The 23,518-nt window shown below is 75.7% G+C and carries 12 protein-coding genes; 4 read left to right on the forward strand and 8 right to left on the reverse strand.

The window, feature by feature from the left end:
• Positions 1–20: 20 nt before the first annotated feature.
• Entirely contained in the window at positions 21–1,466 is a 1,446-nt protein-coding gene (locus BLU95_RS03825; protein WP_093858692.1) for a hypothetical protein, read from the reverse strand.
• 549 nt (positions 1,467–2,015) lie between these two features.
• On the opposite strand from BLU95_RS03825, the gene BLU95_RS03830 reads away from it, so the two are divergent.
• The 3 genes from BLU95_RS03830 (at position 2,016) to BLU95_RS03840 (ending at position 4,139) form a co-directional block, all read left to right on the forward strand.
• Complete coding sequence (locus BLU95_RS03830) at positions 2,016–2,600, forward strand: sigma-70 family RNA polymerase sigma factor (protein WP_093858693.1); 585 nt, start codon at positions 2,016–2,018, stop codon at positions 2,598–2,600.
• Positions 2,597–3,340, forward strand: a complete 744-nt coding sequence (locus BLU95_RS03835; RefSeq protein ID WP_093858694.1) for an anti-sigma factor — start codon at positions 2,597–2,599, stop codon at positions 3,338–3,340. The genes BLU95_RS03830 and BLU95_RS03835 overlap by 4 nt, the downstream gene beginning before the upstream one ends.
• Positions 3,341–3,488: 148 nt before the next feature.
• Positions 3,489–4,139 (forward strand): carbonic anhydrase, encoded by a 651-nt coding sequence (locus BLU95_RS03840; protein ID WP_093858695.1) that lies wholly within the window; start codon positions 3,489–3,491, stop codon positions 4,137–4,139.
• A gap of 195 nt (positions 4,140–4,334) precedes the next feature.
• On the opposite strand, the gene BLU95_RS03845 is transcribed toward BLU95_RS03840, so the two are convergent.
• Together BLU95_RS03845 and BLU95_RS03850 are read right to left on the reverse strand one after the other, a co-directional pair.
• Positions 4,335–5,165 carry a ferritin-like domain-containing protein gene (locus BLU95_RS03845; RefSeq protein WP_231978264.1) on the reverse strand — a complete coding sequence of 277 codons (831 nt, stop codon included), beginning with the start codon at positions 5,163–5,165 and terminating at the stop codon, positions 4,335–4,337.
• Positions 5,162–5,968 (reverse strand): ferritin-like domain-containing protein, encoded by an 807-nt coding sequence (locus tag BLU95_RS03850; protein ID WP_093858696.1) that lies wholly within the window; start codon positions 5,966–5,968, stop codon positions 5,162–5,164. Before BLU95_RS03850 ends, BLU95_RS03845 begins: the two co-directional genes overlap by 4 nt.
• A 242-nt stretch (positions 5,969–6,210) precedes the next feature.
• Between BLU95_RS03850 and BLU95_RS03855 the strand changes: the two genes are divergently transcribed.
• The gene (locus tag BLU95_RS03855) at positions 6,211–6,510 is read left to right on the forward strand and encodes a hypothetical protein (protein WP_093864619.1); all 300 of its coding nucleotides are present in this window, start codon (positions 6,211–6,213) and stop codon (positions 6,508–6,510) included.
• A 35-nt stretch (positions 6,511–6,545) separates the two neighbouring features.
• Here the strand turns inward: BLU95_RS03855 and BLU95_RS03860 are convergent, their stop codons facing one another.
• The 5 genes from BLU95_RS03860 to BLU95_RS03880 all read right to left on the reverse strand — a co-directional run bounded on the left by BLU95_RS03860 (position 6,546) and on the right by BLU95_RS03880 (position 23,307).
• The gene (locus tag BLU95_RS03860) at positions 6,546–7,205 is read right to left on the reverse strand and encodes a hypothetical protein (protein WP_093858697.1); all 660 of its coding nucleotides are present in this window, start codon (positions 7,203–7,205) and stop codon (positions 6,546–6,548) included.
• Between the two features lie 279 nt (positions 7,206–7,484).
• Positions 7,485–7,898: a VOC family protein gene (locus BLU95_RS03865; RefSeq protein ID WP_093858698.1), complete on the reverse strand. Its 414-nt coding sequence runs from the start codon at positions 7,896–7,898 to the stop codon at positions 7,485–7,487.
• 236 nt (positions 7,899–8,134) lie between these two features.
• Positions 8,135–13,966, reverse strand: a complete 5,832-nt coding sequence (locus BLU95_RS03870) for a non-ribosomal peptide synthetase/MFS transporter (RefSeq protein WP_197698708.1) — start codon at positions 13,964–13,966, stop codon at positions 8,135–8,137.
• On the reverse strand, positions 13,963–19,416 hold the full coding sequence (locus tag BLU95_RS03875) for a non-ribosomal peptide synthetase (RefSeq protein WP_093858699.1): 5,454 nt from the start codon (positions 19,414–19,416) through the stop codon (positions 13,963–13,965). The genes BLU95_RS03870 and BLU95_RS03875 overlap by 4 nt, the downstream gene beginning before the upstream one ends.
• Before the next feature lie 393 nt (positions 19,417–19,809).
• Positions 19,810–23,307 carry an AfsR/SARP family transcriptional regulator gene (locus tag BLU95_RS03880; RefSeq protein ID WP_173862001.1) on the reverse strand — a complete coding sequence of 1,166 codons (3,498 nt, stop codon included), beginning with the start codon at positions 23,305–23,307 and terminating at the stop codon, positions 19,810–19,812.
• Between the last annotated feature and the right edge of the window lie 211 nt (positions 23,308–23,518).

A 23,518-nucleotide genomic window follows, 5' to 3' on the forward strand; every position in this document is an offset into this window, starting at 1 on the left:
CGTCGGTCGTCCCGGTCGCGTCAGCGGCGGGTCACCCTGATCACGCCGGTCTCGGTACCCTGGTAGAGCGTTCCGTCCGGTCCGGTGGTGCCGGTCATCTGCAGCGGGTTGTAGAGCAGCCCGAGACCGATCCAGGAGCTGGAGAGCTGGGCGCCGGTCCCGGGATCGACGGTGGCGTAGGAGTAGGAGGCGAAGGTCTGCGCCCCCACCGTGCCGGTCGGGCCGCTGACCGTGAAGGTGTAGATCTTCCCGTCGCCCAGTGAGAGCCGCGGCAGCGCGGCCGACTTGACCTTGCTGTTCCACACCGGGTGGCAGCCGTTGCCGTCGGCATCGAGGTCGACGCGGGTCATTCCGCCGTCGAACCCGGCCGAGGCCGGAAAACTGGCGGGCGCCCCGGCCGGGAGGGCGGGGTACGGGTAGCCGTAGGTGTTGGTGACGAAGACGCTGCGGCCGGAGGCGATGACGGCGTCCTCGGTCCCGCTCGCGGGGAACTGGGTGAGCACGGGCGTGCTGCAGACCGGAGTCGGGCCGCCGGCGACCCGGTAGACGAGCAGGTTCTCGTGCGGCGCGGCATTGTCGGTGACGGTGACGTACTCGGTGCCGGTCCCGGGGCCGAAGAAGCTGGGCGTCGCGCCCGTCCCCCAGCTCAGCTGGCCGGGCTTGCGGCCGGGGCCCCGGTCGTAGGGGGCGCGCCACTCGACGGTCGGGGTGCCGTCGGCGGACTCGGTCAGCAGGTAGAGCGCGTGGTCGGTGGCGACGGCGGTGTGGCCGGGGACGGTGGAGATGCTGTTCTGCACGCCCTCACCGGTGCTGAGGGTCCGGACCGCGCCGGTGGTGGTGTCGACCGTGCCGACGGTTCCGCCGCCGGTGGCGAACCACACCCGGCCGTCCCAGCCGGGGCTGAGACCGACGATGTTGTCCCCGGCCGGGACGGCCGCCCCGAGCGGGGTCCGCTCGTCCACCGTCAGCTCCCATCCGTCGGCGGTGGGGTGATGGCCTATCCGCAGCAGGTCGTTGCCGCCGTCCACGAGGACCAGGGCGTCCGCGTGGTCGAGGTAGGCGTAGACCCCGCCGAACAGGCTGCCCTTGGGCAGTGCCAGGGAGGCGAGGTCGGCGCCGCTCCCGGGGTCGAGCAGGTGCACGGTCGGGGTCTGCCCGAAGATCGTGGTGCAGAGGACCACCGGGCGTCGGTCGCTGCCGATCACCACAGTCGGGCAGGCCGAGGCGAGCGCCGTGCGGCTCCAGTCGACGGCGCCGCTGCCGGGCCCTGGGTAGGGCGTGGTGTCGCTGGAAGCGCTGTCGCCGTGCATCGTCGCGGTGCCGTTCGCGGCGGTGGCGGGGTTCGACGGCGGCAGCGGCCCGAAGGTGCCGCCGGCTCCCTGGGCGGCGGTGGTGGGCGTGCAGAGCACAGCCGCGGCGGCGAGGGTCAGTGCGGTACGGACGGCGCGTCGGGTGCGCGGGCACATGGAGGAATCCCGTTCCTGGGGTCGAGGGGGAAAGGGGGAACCGTGGCCGTGCCGTCCCGCTCGTGCGCGGCACGCGGACGCACCGCACGCGTACTCAGGTACGTGCGCGGGGGTGCAGGTTTGTGCGTGCGTGCGGACAGGAACGGGGCCGATCGGCTCGGGTTCCGGGGCGGCCGGTCTCGTGCGGCGGCCGAGGCGTCGGCGAAGTACGGGCCGCGTCAGGCGACGTGGCGACAGCTCGTGGTGGTGGCACGACCATGGTCGACATGGCGACGGCTCACGAGCAGGGTCATGCCAGGGACTCTAACCGAGGCCGCGACCGGGGACGAGTACCCGGCCACTGTGCGAGACGGCTCCCCGCGTTCCGGACTGCAGGTTCGGGTTCGGCTTCCGGTTTCCGGAGCAATCCGCCCGCCCGGCAGCCGCGAATGACGACGGAGTGCTTTCCCACTGGACCCAGGAGGTCTTCATGCGCAGCTGCCGACCCGGCGGCAGGCCCCGGCAGTCGATCGCGGCCAGGGGTGCCGCCGGTCGCGGGGGGACGGGCCGGTGAACGCCGTCGTGTACCTCTCGGGCCCTCGGTACCGGGGCCCGGACCTGAAGGAACTGGTCGCCAGGACGGCGCTCGGCGACCAGGAGGCCTTCTCCCGGCTGTACGACGCGGTGGCCGCACCGATGCTGGGTCTGGTCCGGCGGGTGCTGAGGGATCCGGCGCAGTCGGAGGAGGTCGCCCAGGAGGTGATGTTCGAGCTGTGGCGCACCGCCGCCAGGTACGAACCGCAACGCGGCGAGGTGATGGCGTGGGTGCTGACGATGGCCCACCGGCGGGCGGTGGACCGGGTGCGGACGGCGCAGGCGGCCGCCGACCGGGAGCAGAAGGTGGCCGCCCGCTCGCACACACCCGCGTTCGACGAGGTCGCCGAGCAGGTCGAGGGCCGGCTGGAGCGCGAGCAGGTCCGCGGGTGCCTGGATTCGCTGACCCGGCTCCAGCGCGAATCGGTCACCCTGGCGTACTACCGGGGGTACACCTACCCCGAGGTCGCCGAGATGCTGGGCGCCCCGCTCGGCACCGTCAAGACCCGGATGCGGGACGGTCTGATCCGCCTGCGCGACTGCCTGGGGGTCGGTTCATGAACGCGGCACCCGACCTGCACGCCCTCACCGGCGCGTACGCCGTGCACGCCCTGCCCGAGGAGGAGCGGGCCGCGTTCGAGCGGCACCTCGCCCGGTGCCCGGCCTGTGCGCTGGAGGTCGCCGAGTTCGAGGTGACGGCGGCCCGGCTCGGGGCCGCCGAGTCGGTGGAGCCGCCTCCCGCGCTCAAGGCACGGGTGCTGGCCGGCCTCGGGGAGATCCGCCAGCTCCCGCCGCGGACCGCGCCCGCCGCCCGGCTCCGGCGCGCGTCGCGACCGGGGCCACGCCTCTCCCGCACCGCGGTGGCCGCGTGCCTGGCCCTGGCGGCGGCGCTCGGCGCCCTCGCCGTGCAGCAGCACGGCCGGGCCGACCGGGCCGAGGCGCGGGCGCGCGTCCGGGGGGAGCAGCAGGCGGCCGTCAACGGCCTCCTGACCGCCCCGGACGCGCGCACCTCCACCGCGGTCTCCGGCCCGGCCGTCGGCACGGTGGTGTGGTCGGCCGGTCGGGAGCAGGCGGCGTTCCTCGTCACCGGCCTGCCCGTGCTGCCGCCGGGGCGGACCTACCAGCTCTGGTTCAGCGACGGCGGCACGATGCGTCCGGCCGGCCTGCTGCCCGCGGGCGACGGGCAGCTGCTGCTCACCGGCCGCGTCGGCGGCGCCGTCGGGGTCGGGGTGACCGAGGAGCCCTACGGCGGCTCGGCCCGTCCCACCGGCGCGCCCCTGATGCTGCTGCCGCTGGCCTGACCGGCCGGTTTACGCCGGCGGGGCGCGGCGGCGAGGTCCGCCGGCGGCCGGTCCTCGTTCGCCGTCGGCCCGTCCCTCCACCGCCGTCCACGACCCGGTGGGCGGTACCGCCCACGACGCGCGGACGGGGACGTCATAGTCTGCGGCCATGACCGACACACAGTCCCTGACGCCCCGGGAAGCCCTCGAGACGCTGCTGGCCGGGAACCACCGGTTCGTCACCGGGATACCCGAGCACCCGAACCAGGACGCCGCCCGGCGGACCGAGACCGCGCCCGCCCAGGCACCGTTCGCGGTGCTGTTCGGCTGCTCCGACTCCCGCCTCGCCGCCGAGATCATCTTCGACCAGGGGCTCGGTGACATGTTCGTGGTGCGCACCGCGGGCCACGTCACGGGGCCGGAGGTGCTCGGCAGCATCGAGTACGGCGTCAGCGTGCTCGGCGCCCCCCTGGTGGTGGTGCTGGGCCACGACTCCTGCGGGGCCGTCGCCGCCACCCGGGCCGCCGTGGCGGCCGGCACCACGGCGCCCGGCTACGTGCGGGACGTCGTCGAACGGGTGACCCCGAGCGTGCTGGCCGCCAACGCCGCCGGGCACACCGAGGACGCGGACTTCATCGCGGAGCACGTCCGGCACACCGTCGACCTGCTGCTGGAGCGTTCCCGCTCCCTCTCCGAGGCGGTCGCCGCGGGCACCACCGCCGTGGTCGGGCTGTCCTACCGCCTGGCCGACGGCACCGCCCACCTGGTCGCGGGCCGCGACGCGGCGGGCGTCGACGTGGCGGCCGGCGACCTCGGCTGAGACCCGTCGCCCGCCCGGTCCCTGGCGGGTCGTGGCGGTCCCTCGCGGGGCGTCGCGGTCCCGCGAGACCCGTCGCTGCCCGCCGCGCCCCGCCACGGCCGGGGGCGGGGGCGGGGGCGGGCGGAGGTGCGGGCCCGGGCGCGAGGGACTCGACATCCCGCGCCCGGGCCCGCACCGGTCTTCGGGCCGCTCCGCTCAGACGGTGAGCAGGCCGGGACCGGCGGCCCGGTCGACGGGCAGGAAGTCGTCGGGGACGGGGTACTGCCCCAGCACGTAGTTCAGGATCGCGGCGTGCATCGCCTCGACGGGAGCGATGGTGGCGGCGGTGGCGATCCCGCCGGGGCTGGTGACGTTGTAGGTCGCGAACAGGTAGGTCTGGGCGGCCTGGTCCTCCAGCGACAGGGCGAGCTTCGCGACGGTGGCGACGTCGGTGGCCGCGCCCAGGGCCTGGAGGGTGGCCGGCTGGTTGGACAGCGGCACATCGGTGATGGCGGGCTTCCCGGCACCGGTCAGGACGGAGTTCCAGACCTTGGCGTGGTCGGCGTGCTGGCCCATCGCGGTGGTGATGAAGCTCGCGACCGCCGGGGGGACGGTACCGAGCCGACCCGCCTTCGCGGCGTCCAGGGCGGCCTGGTAGGCCCCCACGGCCTGGTTCTCCAGCGCGGTGGCCAGCGCGACGACCTTGAGGTCACCGGTGTACTGCCCGGAGGGCGGGCCGGACGGCGAGCCGGGTGCCGAGCCGGACGGCGAGCTCGGGGCCGCCGCCGGCGAGCTGCCGGACCCGCTGCTGGAGCAGGCGGCCAGGGTCAGCGCGGCGGCCGCGCCACCGGCGCCGAGCAGGAACCGGCGCCGGCCCGGGTCGCGCGGGCCGCCGGCCGCGCGCGCCCGGACCTCCTCCGCCAGGTCCAGGGCCCCGGCCCGCATGGCCGGCAGCGTCTCCTGGTGCGCCTCGTGCATCTCGCGGGTCAGGCCCGCGAGTTCGCCCTCGCTGATGGGGAGTGCCCAGCCGCCCTCGGTGGTCGTCACTTCACGGCCCCTTCGCTGATCGGGGAAGCGTTGTCGGTGTGGTAAAAGGCGTCGGGGAAGCCGACGCTGCCGGCCGCCGCGGGCAGCTTGGACGGGTCCACCGGGATGGTGACCAGGTCGGCGGCGTTGCCCGCCAGCAGCGCCTGCACAGCCAGCAGGGTGGCCCGGTGCTGGGCCTCCACCGGGGCCACCGAGGCGAAGAGCTTGCGCAGGTCGGCGTTGCTCACCTGGGACACGTTCTTGGTGTAGGTCTGCGCCGCCACGTCCTCCAGAGTGATGGCCAGCTTCACCACGTCCGCCGGGCCCTTGATGCCCGGCAGAGCCTGGTCCACCACGGCCTTGTACTTGGGGTCCGGGCCGTTCTGGGCCTGGCCGCCCGCCTGGGTGGCGGCGGCGTTGAACGCCTGGGCGTGCGCCTCGTGCTGCTGGGTGGTCTTCGCGATGAACGCGGCCACCGTCCTGTTGCCGTCCTTGACGAACGGCAGTCCGGCGGCGGTCCGGTAGACGCTCACCGCCAGGTTCTCGATCGAGGCGGCGGTCTGCAGCGCCATGATGTCGTCGGCCATGGACCCCGACGGCGAGGGGCCGGCGGCGAAAGCCCTGCGCCCGCCGAGGAGCGCGACCGTCCCGACCGCGGCGGCGAGCGTCCCGCCGCGCTCCCACCACCTGCGCCGGACCGGCTCGACCGCCTGCCCGAAGTCGGCCAGCGCGCTCCGCGTGATCCGCGAGGCGTCGCTGTTGAGGTCCTGCGACTGCTCGGTGAGTTCCACCAGCAGCCGGGTGTCGATGTGCTCTGGAGACATCGTGCTCCTGTCCCGGCCGGGAGCCCGCCGCTCGCGGGCTCGTACGTGGGGCCTTCGGCCTCGTCGACGGCCCGGCTTGCCCCCCGCCCCGGCGTTCATCCGAACGGGTGACGGGGCCGGAATCACCGGGCCGGACTCGCGAGTCCGGGCGGCAGGGTGCGGTCGGCGGTGTTCTGCGGTCTCCTGGAGACGAGGCGCCTCCGGGTCGCCGGGGGCGCGCGCGACGAGAGCGGGTGTTCGCCATGGCCGAGGTCCTGTCGATGCGGTGGACCGGGGTCACACCCGAGCAGTACGACGCCACCCGGGTGGCGGTGGGCTGGGAGGAGCGCGCCCCGGAGGGCGCCCTGATGCACGTGGCCTGGTTCGAGCCGGACGCGCTGCGCGTGGTCGACGTGTGGACGTCACGCGCCGCCTTCGAGCGGTTCTTCGCCGAACGGCTCGCGGCCGCGGTCGCCGAGGCGGGCATCACCGGCGAACCGGAGATGGACTTCCGTCCGCTCCACCGGCGCTACATCGCCCCGGGCGTGACCGGCGCCGCCTGACCGCGACCGCCGCGGGCCGGGTCGTCGCCGCGCGCTCAGTACCGCTGGGCCTGGGCGACCCTGGGCACCAGTGCCTTGTCACGGTCGAGCGAGCTGAAGGCCGTGGCCGTGGCCGTCGCGCCCGGGGCGACGTCCTTGATCCCCAGGATCGTGGTGTCCACCACCTGGTCGCCGTCCAGGAACTCCACCTTGATCGCGTAGGAGGCCTTCGAGGACGTACTGTTCACCACCGTCACCAGCGCGGCGTTGAGGCCCGCGGTCTGCGCCTTGGGCAGACCGGTCAGCGTGATGTCCGACAGGGCGTTGCCGGCACCCGCCGTCCCGGACAGCACCGACTGCGCCTCGGCCCGGCCGGCGGCCAGCTGTGCCGAGACGGACGCTTCGAACGAGGCGGCCGCCGCCGACCGCGAGGCCTCGGCCTGGGAGGCCGCGGCGGACGCCGCGGACGCGGCCGCCGAGGCCGATTCCAGCAGCGAGGACTTGGCGGAGGCCACCGAGGAGGGCAGTTCTCCGGAGAAGGAGCCGGCGTCCGGGGAGAACGGGCGCGAGGACGCGGTCGAGGGGGCGGTGGACGACGACGAGGAGCACCCGGCGGCGACCAGCACCGAACCGGCGAGCGCGATCGCGGCGAGGCCGGCCCGGCGGTTCGGCCCGCCGCCGGACGCCCGCTCCCGCACCTGGAGGAAACGCTGCATGGGAGATCCGCCTCAGCCTCACGGTCGGACCGCCACCGGCCCGATCCTGCACCCCATCAGCCTCGGCCGGGCGGCCCGCGACCGCCAGCCGGCTTGGTACGCGCAGGTGGCCGGGCCCCGGCCGGGCCGGCGTGCGGCGGGCGCGGCCACCGCGCCACCGCGGCCGCCGCACCCCGGGCTGCGGGGCGGCCACGGGGCGCGGGGCGGCTGCCGGGCGCGGGGCGGCGCGGCGCGGGCCTCGCCGCCCCGGGCAGCAACCGTCCGAGCGGACGATCGCGACTACTCCGCGTACGGCTGGTCGGCGCCCGGGGCGCTGTAGCCGAGGCTCCAGATGTAGCCGTCCAGGTCGGCGAAGCTGCCGCCGTACCCGCCCCACGGCAGGGCGCCGGCGGGCTTGAGTATCGTCGCGCCGGCCTCCGCCGCCTCCGCGATGATCTCGTCCACCCGCGCCTCGCTGCGGACGACGTAGGTCAGGACCACACCGCTGAAGCCACTGCCCCCGGCGTCCGTGCCCACCTGGTCGGCCAGACCCTTGCGGTCGTAGAAGCCGACCGGCGAGGCGCCGTCCGACTCGAAGAACACCGAGACACCGAAGTCGTTCTTGATCTTCCAGCCGAGGCCCTCGGTGTAGAACCGCTTGGCGCGGTCCAGGTCCTGGACGCCGAGGAGGATCGAGCTGACGTGCGCTTTCATGCCATGCTCCTTGCTTTCCGGAAGTGGGCGTGCCGAAGGGCCGGGCCGGAACCCGGGCTTCCGTTCGGCGCGCGATCGGCACTCTAGACGTATACGAGCCGCACAACCAGGCCAAGGTCCCTCAACCCGAGCGTGCTTGATCGTCGGTCAGCACTCAAGCGGGGCAAGACCGGAGAAATGTGACAGCCGGTCCGAACTGGTCGACAGACCCTCCGCCGATGGGTGGTGACGGACAGTCATTTCACAGCCGGCGCCTTGGCCAGGGCACGGTCGGCCGCGGCCTGGAGGCTGTCGAGGTCCTCGGCGATCTCCGCGCCGGCCACGGCGTCCGGCAGCTCGTCCTCCATGTACCGCAGGGGGCGGTAGGACAGTCCCAGGAGGGCCCAGACGATCAGCAGCGCCCCGCAGGTGACGAGGAGCAGGCCGGTGCCGCGGCCGGGCCCGGTCCCGAGGACCCGGCCCACGCTGCCCGCCAGTGCCCCTCCCCGGTCCAGCAGCCCGGAGAAGCTCTCCGCGAGGGGCGGAGCGGACAGGAAGGCCAGCGGGGTCATGGCGACGGCGAGCATCTGGTTGGTGGCGAGCACCCGGCCCTGGAGGTCCGGGCCGACCTTGAGCTGGATGATCGCCAGCCAGTGCGCGTTGAGAACGCTCATCGACGCCCACCAGACGAGTGCGCCCACGGCCGCCAGGGTCACCGACGGCCGCAGGCCGACCAGGACGACGCCCAGCCCGACGCCGCCCACGAACCCCACCATGCCGGTCGCCCGCCGCGCGGTGCCGCCCCAGAGCGCCACCACCAGGCTGCCCGCCACGGCACCCGCGCCGCCGACCGCGGTGACCACGCCCACCGCGGTGGTGCCGCTGAAGGAGAGCACGCTCGGGACCGTCAGCGTCACCGCGAGCGTGCCCAGGTAGTTCTCCACCATGAAGAACCCGATCATGACCAGCAGCGGACGGCGCCGGGCCAGGAACCGCCAGCCGCCCACGACGGTCCGGGCGAAGGACTCCTCCTGCCGACGGAACAGCCGGTCCGGGAAGCGCACCCGCAGCAGCGCGGCCAGGCCGACCAGGAACGACGCCACGTCGACGGCCACCACCCAGGGCAGGCCGACCAGTCCGATCAGCGCGCCACCGGCCAGCGGGGCGATCAGCGTCCCCAGACCGGCACCGAGGTTGGCCAGCCCGTTGGCCTGCACCAGGTACGGCTTGGGCACCAGCTGGGCGACGGCCGCCAGATAGGCCGGCCGCCGGAACGCGGTCACCAGCGACATGACGCCCACGATCAGACCGACCTGGGAGAGCCCCAGGCTGCCGCTCCACAGTGCGACCACCAGGGACACCGTGGCGGCCGCGGAGACGGCGTCGCAGGCGAGCATCACCCGGCGCCGGTCGATCCGGTCCGCCACCGCGCCGCCCAGCGGCCCCGCGACGATCGCCGGCAGCATGGCGAGCATGCTGATCAACGCGTAGTCGAGGACCCGCCCGCTGCGCTGGTAGGCCCAGACGCCGAGGGCGAACGAGGTCAGCGCGCTGCCGATCAGGGAGACCGTCTGTCCCGCGGCGACGAGGTAGAAGTCCCTGAGGTCGCGCCGTGCCCTCCCGCCGACGACCGTGACGTCCGCGACCGGCTCCGGCAGCAGGCCGTCGGCCCAGGCACCGAGCCGGTCGCCGACCAGCGCGGCGAGCTGAGCGGCCTGGTGCTTGAGGAAGTAGTGGCCCGCTCGGGGGAGGGTCACCAGCTCCACCCGGTCGGCGAACGCTCCCCACTCCGCGAACCGCTCCTGGTAGAGCTCCGTGGACCGGTCGCGTTCACCGATCAGGCAGAGCACCGGGGCCCGCAGCCGACGGGCGTCCGGCCGGGTCAGTTCGCCGGTGAACCAGCCCTGTGCCTGGTCCACGTCGTGGCGCAGCGCCCGGAGCATGGTCCGCTGTGCCGCGTCGGCCGCCTCGCCGGTGCCGTTGCCGGTCCCCGCGCCGCTGCCGGTCCCGTCGCCGTCGCCGGTCCCCGCGCCGTCGTCGTCGATGCCGCCGAGGGTGCGCAGGAAGTCCCGGTAGGCCCGGTCCGACGTCCAGCGGGTGGCCGGGAACCTGGCACGCAGCCAGGTCGAGAGCCGGCCCGGCAGCCGCGCGCCGGGGAAGCTGCCGCCGACCAGCAGGCCGGTCACCGGGACGCCCCCGGCCTCCAGGCGCAGCGCGAGTTCGGTGGCCGCGGCCGAGCCGACGCAGTGGCCGTACACCACCACCGGGCCGGGGCCGGTTCCAGGAGCCGGTCCGGCCGGCCCGGCCCGCTCGGCCAGTTCGGCGACGACCCGGTCGACCAGCTCGGCCAGCGGGAGCAGCGGCTCGTCCGGGCGGGCCGGATCGTGTCCCGGCAGTTCCACCGCCAGCACGGCCGCACCGGGCATCGCCGTCGCCAGTTCCGCGGCGAGCGGGCCGTAGGCGGCCGCCGAACCTCCGCCGTAGGGGAGGCAGACCACGGTGACGGTCGGCGTCCGGCCGGGCGGCGGACCCGCCAGGCGGTGCAGCAGGCGGCGCTCGCCGTCGGCCCCGCCCGCCTCGGTCGCGTCGAGGAACGCAGCCAGCTCACGGACGGTCGGCCGGGTGAACAGGTCGATCACCCGGAGCGTCGGATCGATGGCCCGGACCGCGCGCACCGCCCGGAAGGAGTCGCCGCCGAGGGCGAAGAAGTCGTCGTCGATCCCGATGCCCACATCGGGACCGGTGCCGGCATCGGTGCCGGTGCCGGTGCCGGTGCCCGTGGCGGTGCCGGTGCCGTCGGCCGGGCCCGGTCCGAGGACCAGTGCCCAGGCCCGGGCGACGCGCAGCTCGGTGGGCGTGCTCGGGGCGATGCGCGCGGTGCCCGGCGTCTGCTCCGGTGCGGGCAGGGCCGACCGGTCCACCTTCCCGTTGGGGTTGAGCGGCAGCGCGGGGAGCACGACGACCGCCGAGGGCACCATGTAGTCGGGCAGCCGCCCGCGCAGGGCCGTCCGCACTCGGGCCACGTCCACGGCGGCCCCGGGAACCGCGGGAGTGACCCAGGCGGCGAGCCGTCCGGCGTGGGCCTCGCCCACCGGCAGCACCACCGCCTCGGCGAGCTCCGGCAGCTCCCGCAGTGCCGTGGCCACCTCGCCCGGCTCCACCCGGAAGCCGCGGATCTTGACCTGGTCGTCGACCCGCCCGAGGAACTCGAACAGTCCGGCCCCGGTGAGCCGGACCCGGTCCCCGGAGCGGTAGCACCGTGCTCCGCCGGTCACCGGGTCGGGGACGAAACGCTCGTCGGTCAGATCGGGGCGGCCGAAGTAGCCGCGCGCCACGCTCGGCCCGCCGATCCACAGCTCGCCGGGCACCCCGGCCGGGAGCGGCCTGCCGTCGGGGTCGACCACCCAGCAGTCCACGCCGGCCAGCGGCCGGCCGATCGGCACCGTCCCCGAACGCCGCTCCGGCGGCGTCTCCTCCACGGCGCAGCCGAGCACCGACACGGTGGTCTCGGTGGGGCCGTAGTGCACCTGCACGGCCAGCTCGGGCCGCGCGGTCCGGACCCTGGCCACCAGGTCCCACGAGCAGGCCTCGCCCGCGAGGACGAGCAGCTTGCGCGGCAGCACCCGGCCGAGGTCCCCGTGGGCGGCGAGCAGTTCCAGGTGGCTCGGCACCATTTTGACCGCGTCGACGGGGTGCGTCTCCAGGTACTCCCCGTAGGCCTCCGGGTCGGTCGCCACCTCACGGTCCACCAGGTGCACCGTGCCACCGGTGGCCAGTGCCCCGAACAGGTTGGTCAGGCCGAGGTCCGCCGCGTGGGTCGACACCAGGGCGAACGAGCCTCCCGCGACGTCGTGGTCGGCCAGTCGCTCCGACACCGCGTGCAGATAGTGGGTGATCTGCCGGTGCTCGACCGTGACGCCCTTGGGGCGGCCGGTCGAGCCCGAGGTGAAGATCAGATAGGCCGGCGCGGCCGGGTCGACGGGCACGCCGGGTGCTCCGTCGGACGGTTCCGCCGCCCCCTCCGGTACGGACGGATCGTCGATCACGAGCAGTTCCGGGGCGGTGCCGGCCGGGTCCGGGCCGCCGCGCCCCGGGAGGCGCTCGGCGAACTCCCGTTCCGCGAGGACGACTCGCGCGCCGGCCGTGGTCAGGATGTCGGCCAGGCGGTCGTCCGGGTACGCCGGGTCGAGCGGCAGGTAGATCGCGCCGGCCTTGAGGACGGCGAGCAGGGCGACCACGAGTGGTGTCCGTCGGTCGGCCAGCACGGCGACCGGGGCCGGCTCCGGCGATCCGTCCCCGGCCGTGGGCAGTCGGTCCGCGAGCAGCTGGTGCGCGAGCAGCCGGCGCGCGAGCCGGTTCGCCCGCCGGTCCAGCTGCCCGTAGGTCAGTTCACCGTCGGGGCCCACGACCGCCGTCGCGTCGGGCCGTTCGGCCGCCCAGCGCTCGACCAGGCTGTGCAGCGGCCGGGTGAGGTCGAACTCCCGGCGAGGCCCGGACAGCAGCGGTCCGTCCACCGGTTCCAGCGGCACTTCGCGCACGGGGCGGTCGAGATCGGACAGCACGCCGTCCAGCAGCGCCGCGTACCACTCGGTGATCCGCCGCGCGGTGTGCCGCTCGAAGAGGTCGGTCCGGTAGATCAGCGACCCCTCGTAGGTGTCGCCCGTGTCGTGGGCCTCTCCTGCGTCATGGGCCTCGCCCGTGTCATGGGCCCCTCCTGCGGTGCGGGCCTCGCCTGCGGTGCGGGCGTCATGTGCGGTGCGGGCGTCATGTGCGGCCAGGGCGTCGCCCCGGCCGCTCGGCGTGGTGGCCGTGAACGCCAGGTTCAGGTCGAACTTGGCCGATGTCGCCGGCGGCGCGAACACCCTCGCGGCCAGGCCCGGGAAGCGCGGCGCCGCCGAGGGGGTGTCGATGACGTTGAGAAGGACCTGGAAGACCGGCGTGGTGGAGAGGTCGCGGGCCGGGCGCAGCCGGTCGACGATCCGCTCGAACGGGACCTCGGTGCGGGCGAAGGCCTCCAGCGCCACGTCACGCACGCGCTTCAGCAGCTCCCGGCCGCTCGGCCCGCCCGACAGATCGGTCCGCACGGTGAGCGTGTTGACGAAGAGGCCGATCGTGCGCTCGGTGTCGGGATGCCGTCGCCCCGCCTCGGGCACACCGACCGGTACGTCGTCGACGCCCGACAGCCGGGCCAGCAGCTCCTGCCAGACCGCGAGCAGCACCATGAACGGCGTGCAGCCTGCCTCGGCGGCCCGCCCGCGCACCTTGGCGGTCAGGGCGGGAGGCAGGACCACCGGCAGCTCCGCGCCCGCCCGGTCCGCGACGGGTGGGCGGGGCCGGTCGGTGGGCAGGTCGAGGACCGGCTCGAGGCCGGACAGCGCGCGGACCCACCAGCTCAGGTCGGCCTCGGCGCGGTCGCCTTCCTCCGGCCGCCGGGAGAGCCAGTGCGCGTAGTCCGCGTACTGGACCGACGGCGGCGCGGGAGGCCCGGCCGACCCGGTCCGGGCCGCGTAGAGCGCCGCCAGTTCCGTCACCGCCACCGTTCTCGACCAGGCGTCGAAGGCGATGTGATGGACCATCAGCGCCAGCACGTGCTCCTCGGTGCCGAGTCGGAGCAAGGTCGCCCGCAGGGGCGGTTCCACGGCCAGGTCGAACGGTCTGCGCAGGTCCTCGCGCAGGAGGCGGTCGAGCGACTCCCGCCCGCCCGGCCCGGTGAGATCGGTCTCGGTCAGTGGCACCGTGTCCGCCGGGACGGCCACGGTCGCCGGTTCGCCGTCGGCCTCGACGATCAGGCTCCGCAGGACCAGGTGCCGTTCGGCGAGGTCCCGCACCGCGCCCAGGAGCGCGGTGCGGTCCAGCGGTCCGCGCAGGTGCAGCGCGACCGGGATCTGGTAGGCGGTGCTCTCCGGATCCAGCTGGGTGAGGAACCACAGCCGTGCCTGTGCGGCCGACAGCGGGGCCGGGGCGTCCCCGTCCGGCCGGGCGGGTATCGCCGGGGTGCCGGCGGCGGCGGTGCGGCGGGCCGCGGCCAGCCGGGCACGCAGGGCGTCGGCGAGCCGGGGGTCCCGCCGGTCGGCGGACAGCTCGGTCATGCGGCACCGCCGGCGGGGCGGGAAGCGGGGGTGACGGGAGTGACGGGGGCGGCGAGGTCGGGCGAACCGGCGGGGCCTCGCGAATCGGCGGGGCCGGGCGCCGCGACGAGGTCGGCCAGCAGCAGCGCCTCCAGCCCGGCCGCGAAGTCGGCCAGGACCGGGTGCTCGAACAGCAGCCGCACCGGCACCGCGAGGTCCAGCGCCGCCATCAGCCGGCCCGCGACCCGGGTGGCCGCCAGCGAGTGCCCGCCGAGCGCGAAGAAGTCGTCATGGGCACCGACTCCGGCGACACCGAGCACCGTCTCCCACACCTCGGCCGCCAGCAGTTCGGCATCGGTCCGCGGGGCGATCCGGTCGCGCGCGGAGTCGTCGGCGGAGTCACCGGCCGAGTCGTGGCCGGATCCGCGGGCGGGCGCGGGGAGGGCGCCCCGGTTCACCTTGCCCGAGGCCGTCAGGGGCAGGGCGTCCAGCACGACCCACCGCCGGGGCACCATGTGGTCCGGCAGGCGGGTGTGCAGGCGCTCCTCGACCTCGGACGTGCTGACGGCGCTCGTGGCCGGTCCCACCGCGAGGTAGCCGACCAGGTGGGCGTCCGCTCCGGCGCCGCGGAGCACGACGACAGCGTCAGCCACCGCCGGTTCGGTGCGCAGGGCGGTCTCGATCTCGCCGAGTTCGATCCGGTGGCCGCGCAGCTTCACCTGCTGGTCCCGGCGGCCCCGGAAGTCGAGGGTGCGTTCCCCCGCGGACCCCCGTGGTCGCCAGCGGGCCAGGTCACCGGTCCGGTAGCGCCGCCCGGCGGGTGCGACCGGATCCGTGGCGGACGGTTCCGCGACGAACCGACCCGCGACGAACCGATCCGTGCCGAACCGATCCGTGACGAACGCCGCCGCGGTCGCGTCGGGCCGGTTGCGGTAGCCCCTGGCAACGCCCGCACCACCGATCCACAGCTCCCCGGTCACGCCCGGCGGCACCAACCGGCCCATGGCGTCCAGCACATAGGCCGTCTCCCCGGGCAGCGGGCGGCCGATCGGCACCGCCTCCCCCACCGGCGTCACCACCCGAGCCGCGGTCGAGTAGACCGTACTCTCGGTGGGCCCGTACGCGTTCCACAACTCCCCTGTCCGGGATATGAGTTCGTCGGCCAGGTCGGGGTCCATCGGCTCGCCGATGCTGACCACGCGCACCCCCGGCGCCGACCATCCGGCGGCGACCAGCATCCGGAGCGTCGTCGGTGTGGCGGTCATCAGGGTCACCCCGGACCGCTCGACGAACCGTGCGACGGCGTAGCCGTCCACCGCGGCCTCGCGGTCCAGTACCGCCAGCCGGAGCCCGCAGGCCAGCGCGACCCAGAGCTCGAACCCGAACACGTCGAAGGCCGGGGACGTGAGCCCCAGCATCACGTCGTCGGACCGGACCCCCGGCGTGATCCGCATCGCGGCCACGAAGGCCGCCAGGTTCGCGTGGGTGACCTCCACCCCCTTGGGCAGGCCGGTCGAACCGGAGGTGTACAGCACATAGGCCAGCCCCTCGGGGGGCGGCTCGGGCAACGCCCCGGGCCGTGCCTCGGGCAGTGCCACCGGCCCCGCGGGTGGACTTTGCAAAGTCCCCGAACACTTTGCAAAGTGCGCAGCGCACTTTGCAAAGTGCACCCACACGGGCCCGGGGCTGCCCGGGACGCCCAGATCGAGGAGACCTGCGCCGACCGCCTCGGCCAGTTCACCGGCGAGCGCAAGGGTGTCCCCGGCGGCGACGACGACGGTCGCCCCGGAGTCCGCGAGTTGGGCGCGCAGCCGTTCGACGGGCTGGTCCGGCTCCAGGGGGAGGTAGGCCGCACCGGCCCGCAGGACGCCGAGCAGGGCCGCGGGGAGGTAGCGGTCGCGGGGAAGGCAGACCCCGACGGTGAACGACTCCGCCGGTTCCGCCCCGGGCTCGAACGCCGTTGCCGTTGTTTCGGTCACCGTTGCCGCCGTCGCGCTCGCCGCCGCCGTTGTGCTCGCCGTTGCCGTCGCCGCCGACCCCGCGAGCAGGGCCTCGGCCACCCGCCGGGACCGTTCGGCCAGTTCCGCGTAACCGAGTTCGCCGGCCGCGTCGGAGACGGCCACCGCGGCAGGCCGCCGGGCGGCCTGTTCGAGCACGGCCGCCACCACGGTCGCCGGCCGGTCGGCCGGCAGCGGGGCTCCGGTGCCGGCGGCGAGCAGTTCGGCCCGCTCGGCCGCGCTCACCAGCTCCAGGGCCGCCAGCGGAAGGTCCGGATCGGCCGCCGCGGCGCACAGGATCCGGAGCAGCCGGTCGGCGAACGCCTCCGCGTCGGCCTGGCCGAACCGCTCCGCGTCGTACGCGATCCGCAGCTCGAGCCCCAGCACCGTCTCGTTGACGAACACGGTCAGCGGTGCCTGCGTGCCGCCACCGGTCGCCTCACCGAGCAGTTCCAGCCGGACTCCGTCGTGCTCCACCGCCACCGGAAGGCCGGCCGGCTGGAACGAGAGCACGACCGGGGTGCCCATCGTTCCCCGGGGGTGCTCGACGCCGGCCGCTTCGAAGGCCTGCTGCACCGTGAACCCCGGATGGTCCATGACGCGGGCCGTGGTGGCGGCGGCACGGCCGACGGCACTCCGGAAGGACTCTCCCTCCGCCAGCCCCAGCCTGATCGGGCTGATCCCGACCAGCGGCCCGACGACCGCCTCCAGCTCGGGGTGCGCCCGGTGCGCCACGGCCGCGCCGAGGACGACGTCGGAACGGCCGGTGAGGCCGGCGACCAGCACACCGAGCGCGGTCAGGAAGGTCGCGAACGGGGTGGATCCGCAGTCCGCCGCGAGTTCGCGCAGCGCGGCCGCCGTCCCGGCGTCGAGGGGACGGGCCAGCCGTTCGCCGCCCGGTCCACCGGGGCCCGCGGACGGGTCGGGCAGCAGGTCGTGCGGCGGGACGGCGTCCGCGAGCTCCCGGGCCCAGAAGGCCCGCAGCTCCTCGACCCGATCCGGCCCGGCGAGCGACGCGCGCTCGTACAGCGCGAGGTCACCGACCTGGACGGACGGCGGCACGAGGTCCGAACCGCCGGCCCGGCCCGCCAGGCCGGCGGCCAGCTCCGACATCAGCACCCCGATGGACCAGCCGTCGAACGCCACGTGGTCGGTCACGACGACCAGTTCGGCGTCCACCTCGTCGAGCCGCAGCAGCGTGGCCCGCAGCAGCGGGGTCTCGGCGGCGAGGTCGAACACGTGGCTCGCGGCCGCGCGCGTCAGCTCGGCCGCCTGCTTCCCCCGCTCCGGCCCGGGCAGGCCCCTGAGGTCGTGCTCCTCGAACGGCACCGGGCTCGGCGCGCGGACCGAGGCGACCGGTTCCCCGTCGACCGCCCGGCCGGTGGCATCCCCCGCGGCACCGGCCGACACAGCACCGGCCGACACCGCACCGGTGGGCACAGTACCGGCCGTCGGGCCGCCGACGAGTCCACCGTCGGCCAGTACCACGCTGCGCAGCACCTCGTGCCGCTCGACCACCCCGTCCAACGCGGCCCGCAGCCGCGCCGTGCCCGGCAGTCCGCGCAGGCGCAGCCGGAAGGCGATGGTGGTGGCGCCCTCGCCGGAACCGATCTGCCGCAGCAGCCACATCCCCTGCTGCGCGGCCGTCAGCGGGTAACTGTCCCGCCCGGTGTGACGGACCAACGCGGGTCCGGGCGCGCTGCCCGGGCGGTCGGCCGGCCCGGTCCGCAGCAGTGCGGCGAGTCCGGCGACCGTGGGTGCGGCGAGGAACTCGGTCAGCGACACGGCCGTGCCGAAGTCCCGGCCCAGGACGGCGCAGAGGCGGGCGGCCGCCAGCGAGTGCCCGCCGAGCGCCCCGAAGTCGTCGTGCACACCGACCTCCGTCGGGGCGAGCCCGAGGACATCGGCGACGGTCCCCGCGATCCGCCGTTCGGTGCCGGTGCGCGGGGCGGCGTACTCGGTGTCGACCGCCCGGCCGAACTCCACCGCGGCCAGCGCGGCGCGATCGGTCTTGCCGGTCGGTCCGACCGGCAGCCGGTCGAGGACGGCGATCCGGGAGGGGACCAGGTGCTCCGGCAGCCGGTCCCGCAGCCAGGAGCGGAGCCGCACCCCGGTGAGGGTCCGGTCGGCCGACTCCGCGCATGCCAGCAGGATCCGGGTGCCGTCCTCGTCGGCCGGTGCCAGTGCCACGGCGTGCTGGACGGCCGGGTGCCCCGCGAGCACCGCCTCGACCTCGCCCAGCTCGATCCGGAAGCCGCGGACCTTCACCTGGTCGTCGATCCGCCCGGCGAAGTGGTGCAGCCCGTCGATCCGCCGGACCAGGTCGCCGGTCCGGTAGTGCCGCACCCCGGCGGCGTCCGTGACGAACCGTTCGGCCGTCAGCCCGGGCCTGCCCAGGTAGCCCCGGCCGACCAGCGGACCGGACACCCAGAGCTCGCCGGTCCCGCCGTCGTCCAGCGGGTTCCCGGCGCCGTCGCGCACCGAGAGCCCGCTCCCCGCGTAGGCCGACCCGATCGGCGGCTCCTCGCGTCCGACCGCGGGCACCTCGTACGTCAGACAGCTCACGGTGCACTCGGTCGGACCGTAGCTCTGGACGACCCGCCGTACGCCGGGGTTGGCGTGGATCCGGTCCGCCAGGGCCCGGGTGAGCGGTTCGCCGCCCGCCCGGACGGTGCGCACGCCCGGCGGCAGCGGCTCGCGTACCAGCGCGGCCAGCGCGGACGGCGTGCCGTAGACCGTCGTGACCCGGTCCCGCGCGGGGAGGGCGGACAGCGCGAGCAGGTTCTCGGCCAGGATCACCGTGCCGCCGCGGAGCAGCGGGAGGAACAGCTGTGTCACGGAGGGGTCGAAGCAGACGGAGGTCGCGGCCAGCATTCCGCGGAGTTCGGCGGCCGAGTACACGGACGACTCCCACTCCAGCAGGGCCGCCACGTTGCGGTGCTCGACCACCACCCCCTTGGGCCGTCCGGTCGATCCCGAGGTGTACATCACGTAGGCGGCGTCCGTCGGCCCGCCGTCGTCGGCGGCACCGGGGCCGGCCGGGTCGTCGGCGCCCGTGACCACCGTCCCGACGTCCAGCAGGTCGACGCCGGTCGCCCGGAGGGCCTCGCCGCAGCGCCGGAGGACGGCCGCCGACGAGACCAGGTGCGACATCCCGGAGTCGGCGACGACGAACGCCGTCCGGTCCGCCGGGTACGCGGGATCCAGCGGCACGTAGGCCGCACCGGCCTTCCAGATCCCCAGCAGCGCGGGGACCAGCCATGTGTCGCGCTCCAGGCACACGCCCACCGAAGCACCCCGCCCGACCCCCAGCCGACGCAGCTCGCGGGCCACCGCCCCGGCCCGCCGGTCGAGTTCCGCGTACGTGATCCCGACCGTCCCCACCAGTACGGCGATCTCGTCCGGAACCCGTACCGCCGTCTCCTCGAACGCCCGATGAACCAGGCCCGTCCCGAACGTGCCGGCCGACGCCATTGTCGATCCCCCCTCGTGAACCTGCCATGACACCACAACGGGCCCCGCCGAGCGTCCCGGTGCGATCGAACGTCGAGCGCCGGTCGGCTCTCGACGCAGCTGTGCGCACACGGTCGAGCAGCCCACGGAGGCTCGGCCCGGAGCCGTTCGGGGGCGGGCTCCCAGCGGCGCGCCCACCGTACTGGCCCGCCTCCGGCGGGGTCCAGGGTTGTGATCGTCAGGAACATGCCGCGAGCACGACGACGCACGGGAGGAGCGGTCTCCCACCCGAACGACCGGCCACCGGACACGTCTGACGCCCCATCGGAACCGGACGCGGCCCGGTGGCCGGAACCGGGCGGCCGGAACCGGGGCCCGAGCGGCCCCCGGTCCGGCGCGGGCGGGTTCGGCCGCTCAGGCCCCGGCGGCGGTGCGGACGGCAGCCTCGAGGGAGAGCGCCGCGCCCTCCTCGAATGCGGCGGCGAAGCCTTCCGCGCCGAGGGCTGCGCGGACCGCCGAAGTGATCCGGTCCACGTCCGCGCGCTCACCGGACGGAAGCGGGCCGCCGGCGCTGCGGCGGGCGGCGTCGGCGGCACCGAGGAGCAGCGCCGCCCGGGCGAACCCCTCGGTGCCGCCGGCGGCCGCGGCCGCGCCGGCGGTGCCCTCCAGGGAGAGGGCGAGAGCGCGCGGCTCGGCCGACTGCCGGGCGTGCGCCAGACCGCGCGCCTGGTGGGCCGCGGCCTCGGCGGGCAGGCCGCGCAGTTCGGCGACGAAACCGAGCTCCACCTCGATCAGGTGCCGTCCCGCGGTCGACGACGGGTAGTCGTCCCGCATCGCCCCGAGGTGGCGCTCCGCGTCGTCGAGGTCGCCGGCGCGGCGCGCGCCGAGTGCGAGTCCCATGATCGCGAAGACCTCGCCGAAGACGTGCCCCTGCTCGGCCGCCGCACGGCGGGCCCGCTCGTGGAGCAGCCGGGCCCGTTCCCAGTCACCCGCGAGGAGTGCGAGGCGGCCCAGGCCGGCGAGACAGTCGGAGGCTTCCACGGCCAGGCCGAGTTCCTCCGCGAGCCGCAGCCCGACGGTGTGGCGGGCCTCGGCGCCGGCGTAGTCGCCCTCGATCTCCGCGAGTGCGGCGAGCGGTGGAACGGTCTGCAACTCTCCCCAGGCGTCGCCGAGTTCACGGAACTCTCCGGCGGCGGAACGGCCGTGACGACGGGCCGCCCCGAGGTCCCCGACGGCCAGTGCGGTGCGAGCCAGCAGGGCGCGCACGGCGGCGGTGCCCCAGCGGTCGCCGCCGGCGGCGCAGTGCTCCAGGGCGCGGGTGCCGGTCGCTTCCGCCGCGACCGGGTCACCCGCGTGGTGCAGGCCGTAGGCGAACAGCCAGAGCGCCCGGCCGCGTCGCACCGGGTCGCCGATGTCCGCCTCGGGGCAGTCCCGATCGGGCGGACGGTCGCCGGTGAGCATGGCGAACGCGCTGTGCAGGAGCCGGAGTTCGGCGAGGGTCGCGGCGGGGACAGCAGGCGGAGCGGGAGCGGCGGGCGTCGCCGGGGCGGCGGGAGCGGCCGGGGCCTCCAGGACGGCGGCGGGAGCGGCCGAGGCCTCCAGGACGGCGGCGAGCGCACGCCGGGCCTCGTGGAGGCGGCCGCGCAGCAGCCACCACGGGCACAGTGCGACGGCGGTGCGGGCGGCGCCGTCCCGGTCGCCGACCCGCAGCAGGTGGTCGAGAGCGGCCCGGGTGTTGGCGGACTCCGCGTCCAGCCGCACGAGTTGGAGCCGCTGTCCCGGTCCGCGCAACCCCGCCCCGGCCTGAACGGCCAGCTCCTGGAAGTACCCGGCGTGGCGAGCGGCGGTGTCCGCGAACTCGCCCGCCTCGTGGAGCCGGTCGCGGGCGTAGGCGGCGACGGATTCGAGCAGGTCGTAGCGCGGGCCGCCGCCGGTGTGCACCGCCTCGACGAGCGAGCGGTCGACCAGTCGGCCGACCAGGTCGAGGACGTCGTCGCGGTCGATGCCGGACGCCGCGCACACCGCCTCGGCCGCCGGCAGGGAGCACCCGCCCACGGGAAGGGCCAGCCGTTGCAGCACGGTCCGCTCGGGCGGGGTGAGGAGGTCCCAGCTCCAGTCGATCACCGCGCGCAGGGTCTGCTGCCGGGCCGGGAGCCCGCGCTGCCCGGAACCGAGAATCCGGAACCGGTCGCCGATCCGGGCCGCCAGCTCCCGCACACCCATGGCCCGGACCCGGGTGGCCGCGAGTTCCAGGGCGAGCGGGATGCCGTCCAGACGGTGGCAGATCTCGGCCACGGCGGCCCGGGTCCCGTCGCCGTCCTGCTCTCCGTCCTGCGGCGCGGTAACGGCCCCCTCCGTACGCCCGGCGATCCCGGCGCTCCCGGTGGTTCCGGCGGGCGGGACGAACCCGGGTGCGGCCGCGCTGGCCCGTTCGACGAACAGCCGGGCGGCGGCGACCGGGTCGAGCGGGGGCACCGGGAACACCGCCTCGCCGGGAAGCCGCAGCGACTCCCGGCTGGTGGCCAGGACGGTCAGCCCCGGCGCGTCGTCCAGCAGGTTCGCGACGAGGTCCGCGGCCGGCTCGATCACGTGCTCGCAGTTGTCCAGGACGAGCAGGAGCCGGCGCCCGCGCAGGACGGCGGCCAAGGCCGGGACGGGGCCGGCCCGGTGCGCGGCCGGCCCGGCGACCTGACGGAGACCGAGCGCCGTGGCCACCGCCTGGGCGAGGTCGGCGGCATCGGCGGGAAGGGCCGCGAGTTCGACGAACCGGACCCCGTCGGGTGCGTCGGCCTCCGTACCGTCCGCGAGCCGGCGGGCGAGGGCCAGCGCGAGCCGCGTCTTGCCCACTCCCCCGGGGCCGGTCAGCGTGACCAGCCGCTCGGTGCGGACGAGACGGGCGAGGGCCTCCAGCGCGGGGCCGCGCCCGACCAGTGCGGTCCGCGGGGCAGGCAGGTCCGCACGGTGGACGGCGTCCGGCTCCGCCTCCCGGCCAGCGGCGCTGCGGGCAGAACCGTCGGCTCCGGGTCCGGTTCCAGCACCGGGGCCGACTCCGGCACCGGCACCGAGGCCGAGGCCGAGGCCAGGGCCGGGGCCGGGGCCGGGGCCGGGGCCGGGGCCGGGGGACTCGACAGGTGGGCCGGCCGGGGCGGGCCGGAGCCGCGCCGCGGCCCCCGCGGGCCGCAGGAAGGCGTCCTGCCGCAGGATCGCCTCGTACAGCGCCGACACCTCGGGGCTCGGGTCGAGCCCCAGCTCGTCGGCCAGCAGGGTCCGCAGCGCGCCGTAGGCGGCGACCGCCTCGCTCTGGCGGCCGGCCCGGTAGAGGGCCCGCATCTGCACGGCTCGCAGCCGCTCGCGCAAGGGATGACGGTCCACCAGCTCGGCCACCTCGCCGAGCAGCCGCGGATCGTCGGAGTCCAACCGGGCCTCCGCCAGCTCCTCGACGACGGCGAGCCGCTCCTCGGCCAGGCGCTGAGCGGCCGGGCGGACGAAGTCCTCGTCGGCGAAGTCGGCGTACGGGTCTCCGCGCCACAGGGCGAGCGCCCGGGTGAGCACCGCCGCCCGGGCGTGTGCGTCGGTCTCCTCGCGGGCCCGCCCGGCCAGCCACCGGAAGTCGGCGGCGTCGAGCTCGGCGGCACCGCCGTCGAGCCGGAGCCGGTACCCGGCCGGCTGGTGGGTCACCCGGTCGCGGCCGATCGCCCGGCGCAGCTGGGAGACCTTGGCCTGGAGCGCGTTGGCCGGCTTGGCGGGGACGGCCTCGCCCCAGATGTCGTCGACCAGGAGGTCCGCCGACACCGGCCGTCCCTCGTGCAGCAACAGGTCGGCGAGCAGGGCGCGCACCTTGGTCTCGGGCACCCGGACGGGCGCACCGTCGTCGTCCCACACGGCCAACGGACCGAGCACCCCGAACCTCATGACAGCACCCTACACAGAGTTGATCATCAGCCGGTCGGCCCGGTCGGCCCGGTCGGCCCGGTCGGCCGCCGGTCGCTGCGGGACCGGCACCGGGTCGCCGCCCGACCGTCGGCGGACCCTCAGCGAACCGTCAGTGGACCCGAAGCGGCCCGGGGGATCGTTCGACCAGTCGGCGGGAGGAACCGGTCGGCAGCACCACGGAGCACGAAGG

Source organism: Streptomyces sp. TLI_053, assembly GCF_900105395.1.
In the GTDB taxonomy this organism is placed as follows: Bacteria; Actinomycetota; Actinomycetes; order Streptomycetales; family Streptomycetaceae; genus Kitasatospora.

Excerpts from the sequence above, each read along its gene's own strand:
- BLU95_RS03825 (WP_093858692.1), bottom strand. The coding sequence starts at position 1,466 with ATGTGCCCGCGCACCCGACGCGCCGTCCGTACCGCACTGACCCTCGCC.
- BLU95_RS03835 (WP_093858694.1), top strand. The coding sequence starts at position 2,597 with ATGAACGCGGCACCCGACCTGCACGCCCTCACCGGCGCGTACGCCGTG.
- BLU95_RS03840 (WP_093858695.1), top strand. The coding sequence starts at position 3,489 with ATGACCGACACACAGTCCCTGACGCCCCGGGAAGCCCTCGAGACGCTG.
- BLU95_RS03850 (WP_093858696.1), bottom strand. The coding sequence starts at position 5,968 with ATGTCTCCAGAGCACATCGACACCCGGCTGCTGGTGGAACTCACCGAG.
- BLU95_RS03855 (WP_093864619.1), top strand. The coding sequence starts at position 6,211 with ATGGCCGAGGTCCTGTCGATGCGGTGGACCGGGGTCACACCCGAGCAG.
- BLU95_RS03860 (WP_093858697.1), bottom strand. The coding sequence starts at position 7,205 with ATGCAGCGTTTCCTCCAGGTGCGGGAGCGGGCGTCCGGCGGCGGGCCG.
- BLU95_RS03865 (WP_093858698.1), bottom strand. The coding sequence starts at position 7,898 with ATGAAAGCGCACGTCAGCTCGATCCTCCTCGGCGTCCAGGACCTGGAC.
- BLU95_RS03870 (WP_197698708.1), bottom strand. The coding sequence starts at position 13,966 with ATGACCGAGCTGTCCGCCGACCGGCGGGACCCCCGGCTCGCCGACGCC.
- BLU95_RS03875 (WP_093858699.1), bottom strand. The coding sequence starts at position 19,416 with ATGGCGTCGGCCGGCACGTTCGGGACGGGCCTGGTTCATCGGGCGTTC.
- BLU95_RS03880 (WP_173862001.1), bottom strand. The coding sequence starts at position 23,307 with ATGAGGTTCGGGGTGCTCGGTCCGTTGGCCGTGTGGGACGACGACGGT.